Raw genomic sequence first — 6511 nt, 5'->3', positions numbered from 1 at the left:
CACGCCCTAAATATTTCTAGAATATTCTCTTAAAATCTCCTACACCCTAATTTTATCTTCATATATAGTTTTCTCTATCACTTCATTGATCTCTTCATTCGTCCACTTTTGAAACTTAGCCCTACAAATGAATATTGATTGCAAAATAAATTTGTGCTTACCTTTTCTTAGATAAAGATTCTTTACTTTTTTCCATAAGAAACAATTAAATAGCTTACTACTTCTAAATTTATACCAATTAGAAAAAATTTACTGTTAATTAAAACTTAACAAAAGCCTGAGCTTGTAAAATAATCTAAATATCAGTTACTTTATGCTCAGAAAAATATTATTATTGTATTATTAATGTTTAATATTTGTGGTTTGTATGTTTTGGATTCTTATAGCAGTTCTAGTTTTGATTGGTATACTATTAATTATTTCTATAGTGAAGGAACATCTTAAAAATCCTTTCAGATAAATGACTCAATTTTAATCCATTTAACATAATGGGCGTTATACGAAATGAACAAATTGAAACATGTAAGCCCAAAATAGAAATGTCCGGTTTCTCCAAAGTAAAAATGTCCGCTTTTAGAATATGCGCTTTTGCAATTTCCTTAGCGGACGGTTTGATATGTTGGTGTCTATGTCGGATAAAGAACTTAAACGATTGTCGGTCTTGCAAGAAATCTGTGATCAACGTATAACTCAATCCCAGGCTGCTCAGCTACTTCATATCTCAGAACGTCACATCAGACGCTTACTGCAGAAATACAAAGCTCAAGGTCCCGCTGCATTAGCCCATGCCGGTCGTGGCCAAATCAGCAATTCTAAACTTCCTGAAGAACTCAGACTTAAGTGTCTCAATATTGTTTCAGATCAACTTTATGGTTTCGGACCCACTTTAGCGCATGAAAAGCTCACCACCGTGCATGGATTCGATCTTTCAGTAGAAACCCTGCGTTCCTGGATGATTGCAGCCGATTTATGGATCCCTCGCTGCAAGCGCCTGAAACGACCATATCAGCCTCGTTATAACCGAGATTGTTATGGTGAATTGATCCAAATTGATGGCTCACACTATGATTGGTTTGAAGGTCGAGCACCTAAATGCTGTCTGCTAGTATTCATCGATGATGCCACAGGAAAATTGCAGCATTTACGCTTCTGTGCGTCAGAGTCAGCCTTTGACTATATGATTTCGACACGTTTATATATCGAACAGCATGGTAAGCCATTGGCATTTTACAGTGACAAACATTCAGTTTTTAGGGTGAATCAAAGTAGCAAGAAAGACACCAAGATTACCCAGTTTGGACGTGTTCTGAGCACTCTCAATATCGATATCATTTTCGCTAACTCCCCTCAAGCCAAAGGTCGTGTAGAACGAGCGAATAGAACACTTCAGGATCGTCTGATTAAGGAGATGCGTCTAGAAGGCATCAGTTCAATTGCAGATGCCAATAAGTGGCTGCCGTGCTTTATTGAGCAATTTAATCGTAAATTCGCCAAGATGGCTTTTAATTCCAAGGATCTACATCGGCCTATCGCTGAAACAGCCGAAGAATTAGATGATGTTTTTACCTGGCGTGAACCCCGCAGGGTCACGAACAGCTTGACGATTACTTATGATAAATGCGTATATATCTTGGAAAACAGCGAAGAAAATCAAAGATTGGGCGGCAAGTATCTTGAGTTCCTGGAATATCCGGATGGTACTGTAGCCATTGAATATCAGGGAAGAAAAATCAATTACAGCATCTTTGATAAATTAAGTCAGCTCAACCAGCGAGAGATCGTTGAGAATAAACGTTTGGGTTCTGTGCTGGCACATATTCAACAACAGCATGAACAACTGGAACACCAAAACAAACGCAATCGTTCTCAAAAGATGCCACGTAGACAAGCACAGAAAACAGCGATTGAACAACGAAATCTAAATCCTGTGCTTGACTTGGAAATGTCCATATAGGACATTTCTATTTGGTTATTAGGTAGGACATTTCTACTTGGGAATAACAGAACAAATTGAAACATATAAAAATCAAAAACTTATGCTATAAATAATTTGCTCGACGATGACGAAAAGCCGACTTGGAAACAAGTCGGCTTTTTATGAGCAGTTTTGATATATTTTGCCAATAAAATTGGTTAAAAAACGATCAATTCGTAAGTTCCTTCCGATTCCTTAAGGCTTCCATTTCTGAATTTATCCCCATTTCTTGCGGTTAAGCTTTGGGATAATTTTTGATGATTTTTTGTACGCTTTGGCTTACAGCATTTTACGAAATTGTTTGTATCCAAGCACCAGTGAAGTCCCTATGATCGATCTATATGAACAGGATGTTCAATGACTTAAAACAAGAATAATCAGTCAGACACCATGACCATTAGGTAGTCAGCCCTACCTATGCGCTCCACACCGAAAAATCCCGACATGACGTCGGGATTTTTTATTTTCATTTGAATAATAATTCAATTAAGCATAAAATATAGATTGTAATCTATATTATGGTTGTAATATGTGGACAGTCATTACAACGGATCTGTTTAACGAATGGCTTGTACAGCAAGATCAATCTACACAAGAGAAAGTACTCGCAGCGTTGGTCGTTCTACAGCAACAGGGACCAAGTTTAGGACGTCCTTTAGTAGATACCGTCTATGACTCCAAATTTACCAATATGAAAGAGCTACGTGTTCAGCATCGAGGTAAACCACTGAGAGCCTTTTTCGCGTTTGATCCTTTACGACAAGCTATTGTGCTGTGTATCGGTGATAAAGGCGGTAAAAAGCGTTTTTATAAAGAGATGTTAGATATTGCCGATTAGCAATACGAAATTCATCTTTCAACTTTAGGAGATCAATCTAATGGCTAAGACCCTACAAGAATTATTGGCTAATCGCTCTCCAGAGAGTCAAGCTCGTATTCAACAAATGGCGGATGAATTATTGTTGGAAACTCAGCTTCACCTTATTCGTGAAGAGTTGGAGATTTCTCAAAAAGAACTGGCTGCAACCCTTGGAATCAAACAGCCTTCATTGTCAGCAATCGAAAATCGTGGTCATGATCTTAAAATTTCAACGATGAAAAAGTATGTCGAAGCAATGGGCGGAAAACTTCGTATTGATGTAGAGCTTCCAACAGGAAAACATATAGGATTCAATGTCTAATAATAAACCTTTGAAAAATAGTAGTAAATTACTTGTTAACTTGGACAAGTTTATATTTTTAGTGAATGCTGCTGATAGCCTAGAGGAAATTGAAATTATTAGAGATTTATGCTGTGACTATTTTTCACATTGTAAGAAGTTAAGCTATTACACTGATATTTTCGACAATGCTTATTGGATAAAATATTACGAAATAGCTTAATCTTTCAAGATTCGCATAAGAAATTTTATGTTAAATAGATATGAGAAAGGCCATAAATTGTGACTTTCCCATATACGAAGAGAGAGCTGAGAACTTTCGTTTTATTGATTTATTCAAAATGAAGCTGATATTGATGTGTGGTGATTTTAATTTTTAGTTGCTTATATTTTCTTTTCGTAGTGCTCAGAGCTGAATTAGACACTTCTGTATAAAATATAGAATCATACATCAAATCAGAAAATAATTTATATTCAATCAATAATTTACTGTATTTATTCCCATCTTTGAGATTCGTTTCAATTAATTGATCTAAATCTTTTACAGAAAAACTATGCATATTAGCCTCGGATAGAGTGTTTCTGAACGGGCACCATACAGGGTTGGCGATAGGAACTAAAGTTAAATTAGGTATTGATATATGGAATATTATTGTAAAATAATAGATTAAACTTATATCGAGGCTAAACTTTACTCCTTTAATACTAAAAATCTTATTCAGGATCCAAGATATGTCCTTCTAAAAGACTTTAGTCCTTCTCTTTTCAAGTCAAATTTACCCGTAATTCTGGCTAGAATACTCTCTCAAAATTGCATATACCCTATATTTATCTTGATATAAGGTCTTTTCTATAATTTTTTGGATATCTTCACTAGTCCATTTTTGCTGCTTAGCTTTAAAAATGAACTGTGATTGCAGAACAAATGAGTGTTCACCTTTTCTTAAATAAAGATTCTTGACTTTTTTTTGCATAAGAAACAATTCAATAACCTATAATCTTAAACTTTATACTAGTTGGGAAAAATTTACTTTTAATTATAACTTAATAAAAAACTTAACTTGTAAAGAAAACTAAATTTCAGTTACTTAATAGACAAAAAAATATTATTATTTTTGTATCAGTAATGTTTAATATTCTTTGGATTGTATGTTTTCGATTCTTATAGTATTTCTAGTTTTAATCAGTACACTATTAATTATTTCCATATTAAAAGAGTATTTTAAGAATCCTTTCAAATAGAAGAATAAATTCTAGTTTGTTAAACATAATAGAGCCTCTACGAAGTAAAAAAATGGGAGAGATTAACGCTCCCATTTTGTTTGTTAAACATTGAATCCTATATGTTTTCCTGTTGGAAGCTCTACATCAATACGGAGTTTCCCCCCCCATAGCTTCAACATACTTTTTCATGGTTGAAATCTTAAGATCATTGCCACGGTTTTCGATTGCTGACAATGAAGGTTGTTTGATTCCAAGAGTTGCAGCCAGTTCCTTTTGGGAAATCTCTAATTCTTCTCGAATAAAGTGAAGCTGAGTTTCTAAAAGTAGCTCGTCAGCCATTTGTTGAATACGAGTTTGGCTCTCTGGAGAGCGACTAGCCAATAATTCCTGTAAGGTTTTAGCCATTAGATTGATCTCCAAGGGTTGAGAGATGAAGTTCGTATTGCTGCTCTGCAATGTTCAGCATCTCTTTATAGAAACGCTTTTTACCGCCTTTATCACCGATGCACAGCACAATTGCCTGTCGAAATGGATCAAATGCGAAAAAGGCTCTCAGGGGTTTTCCTCGATGCTGAACGCGTAGCTCTTTCATATTGGTAAATTTAGAGTCATATACGGTATCAACTAAAGGGCGACCTAAACTTGGTCCCTGCTGCTGTAAAACAACTAAAGCGGTTAAGACTTTCTCTTGTGTTGATTCGTCTTGCTGTTCAAGCCATTCATTAAACAGATCTGTCGTGATGACTGTCCACATACAACAACCACAATATAGATTATAGTCTATGTTTTATAGCGAACTCAGCCAGTTTTCAAATGGCAATAAAAAAGCCCTACATCCTGTCGGGCTTTTTCATATCGGGTTGCTCGTCTTACTGATCTCATGCTGCCCATTCCTTGCGCAATTTTCTTATTCTTGTTGTCTGGAAACATCCAGTTTCGTTATATATTCATCATACGGCTAATGACTTGAATTACCAATCCGCAAAATCCTTAAATCTGTGTAAGTTTTAGCTTACAAAGTTGGCCTATTTTATCCCAAGAGTTGTCCGCAGAAATTGGGGGTTATTTCTGAAATGTGAACATTGATAAATCAGGAAAAAATGCAAAATAGAATGTTTTTTGATCAATTTTGTTGGCTAAAAGTTACAGTTTTGCTTAAAAAGAAACCGACTTGTTTCCAAGTCGGTTGAACGAGAACGTTCCAGAGGGTATGAATAACGATAAGATACTAATCTTAATGTAATATTAAAAACACGTTCCGTATAAGCACCATTATGTTAATTTTAGAGAAACTAAAAATTTGAGTGCTATATGTTTCTAAAAAATAAAGAAGGTATTGAGAATAAGTTTTGGCGAGCAGTTTGTATACTAACAATCTTAGTCATCGTAATCTCGGCAGTATCTCTACCTTTTATTGATGATATTCTTAGTTTTATTAAAGATATCTCAGGCACGGCAGCAACAATACTTACTGCTTACATTGCTGTTATCCTATTTCAAGATTGGAGAGATATTAAGAAAGCCGAAATTCTTAGCCAACACTCAACTGAAGTATTCCCGATGCTAAATGATTTAGCATCATCCTTATTTTTTCTGAAAAATTCATTGGGATGTACTATTGGCCAATTCTATAAATTAAAAGAATATGAAAGCGAAAAAGGAAAATCAGAAGAATTTAGAGCAAAAATTTCCGATATGATCACCAGTACAAGTATTAGTGAGTTTGTTGAATCTTCTGAAAAAATCAAATACAAACTTTTCTTTATATCTCAATCTTTAGACACTAATATGCAAAAAAAAATAGATAATTTTAAAAGCATATTAGATGAGTTTATGTGGCTCTCTGAAGAAAATAGAGATCTATTTTTAGATCTCTCTGAGATAAAAAATCAAGAAGATAGAATTGAAAATTTATATACACAATTGAGAGTTTTAGCTAAAGAAATATTTGCAGATAAATTAGTTAGATACTCAACGTTTAATGATTTAGATTAAATTTTTAGATAGCGTTATTGATGATTTGTTAAAAATGAAAAGATTTATTTTATTGAGTGTATTAGTTTTTACAGGGGTTGAAATGCAACTGATTACAAAACTGTTTTAACAAGAAAAACTCTTTATATGAAAGGCGGAAATTGTGCTGGCCTATCTC

The 6511-nt window shown here is 34.4% G+C and carries 7 protein-coding genes and 1 pseudogene; 5 read left to right on the top strand and 3 right to left on the bottom strand.

Annotated elements, in window-relative coordinates:
* Nucleotides 1-628: 628 nt before the first annotated feature.
* The 4 genes from MSG93_RS19060 to MSG93_RS19045 all read left to right on the top strand — a co-directional run bounded on the left by MSG93_RS19060 (nt 629) and on the right by MSG93_RS19045 (nt 3358).
* The gene (locus MSG93_RS19060) at nt 629-1954 is read left to right on the top strand and encodes an ISNCY family transposase (RefSeq protein ID WP_279992663.1); all 1326 of its coding nucleotides are present in this window, start codon (nt 629-631) and stop codon (nt 1952-1954) included.
* A 550-nt stretch (nt 1955-2504) separates the two neighbouring features.
* A complete protein-coding gene (locus MSG93_RS19055; RefSeq protein WP_000269910.1) occupies nt 2505-2813 on the top strand; it encodes a type II toxin-antitoxin system RelE/ParE family toxin in 309 nt (102 codons plus the stop codon).
* A gap of 40 nt (nt 2814-2853) precedes the next feature.
* On the top strand, nt 2854-3156 hold the full coding sequence (locus MSG93_RS19050) for a helix-turn-helix domain-containing protein (protein ID WP_001140619.1): 303 nt from the start codon (nt 2854-2856) through the stop codon (nt 3154-3156).
* On the top strand, nt 3149-3358 hold the full coding sequence (locus tag MSG93_RS19045) for a hypothetical protein (protein WP_000069470.1): 210 nt from the start codon (nt 3149-3151) through the stop codon (nt 3356-3358). The genes MSG93_RS19050 and MSG93_RS19045 overlap by 8 nt, the downstream gene beginning before the upstream one ends.
* 109 nt (nt 3359-3467) lie before the next feature.
* Here the strand turns inward: MSG93_RS19045 and MSG93_RS19040 are convergent, their stop codons facing one another.
* The 3 genes and pseudogenes from MSG93_RS19040 to MSG93_RS19030 form a co-directional block, all read right to left on the bottom strand.
* A complete protein-coding gene (locus MSG93_RS19040; RefSeq protein WP_000555567.1) occupies nt 3468-3695 on the bottom strand; it encodes a hypothetical protein in 228 nt (75 codons plus the stop codon).
* 765 nt (nt 3696-4460) lie between these two features.
* A pseudogene (locus tag MSG93_RS19035) lies at nt 4461-4764 on the bottom strand (helix-turn-helix domain-containing protein).
* The gene (locus MSG93_RS19030) at nt 4757-5113 is read right to left on the bottom strand and encodes a type II toxin-antitoxin system RelE/ParE family toxin (protein WP_000269908.1); all 357 of its coding nucleotides are present in this window, start codon (nt 5111-5113) and stop codon (nt 4757-4759) included. Before MSG93_RS19030 ends, MSG93_RS19035 begins: the two are co-directional and overlap by 8 nt.
* Nucleotides 5114-5670: 557 nt before the next feature.
* Between MSG93_RS19030 and MSG93_RS19025 the strand changes: the two genes are divergently transcribed.
* Nucleotides 5671-6354: a hypothetical protein gene (locus MSG93_RS19025; protein ID WP_000478902.1), complete on the top strand. Its 684-nt coding sequence runs from the start codon at nt 5671-5673 to the stop codon at nt 6352-6354.
* Nucleotides 6355-6511: the final 157 nt, after the last annotated feature.

Source organism: Acinetobacter sp. IK40 (assembly GCF_035615075.1).
In the GTDB taxonomy this organism is placed as follows: domain Bacteria; phylum Pseudomonadota; class Gammaproteobacteria; order Pseudomonadales; family Moraxellaceae; genus Acinetobacter; species Acinetobacter courvalinii.
This window is presented reverse-complemented; position numbering and strand designations above follow the sequence as displayed.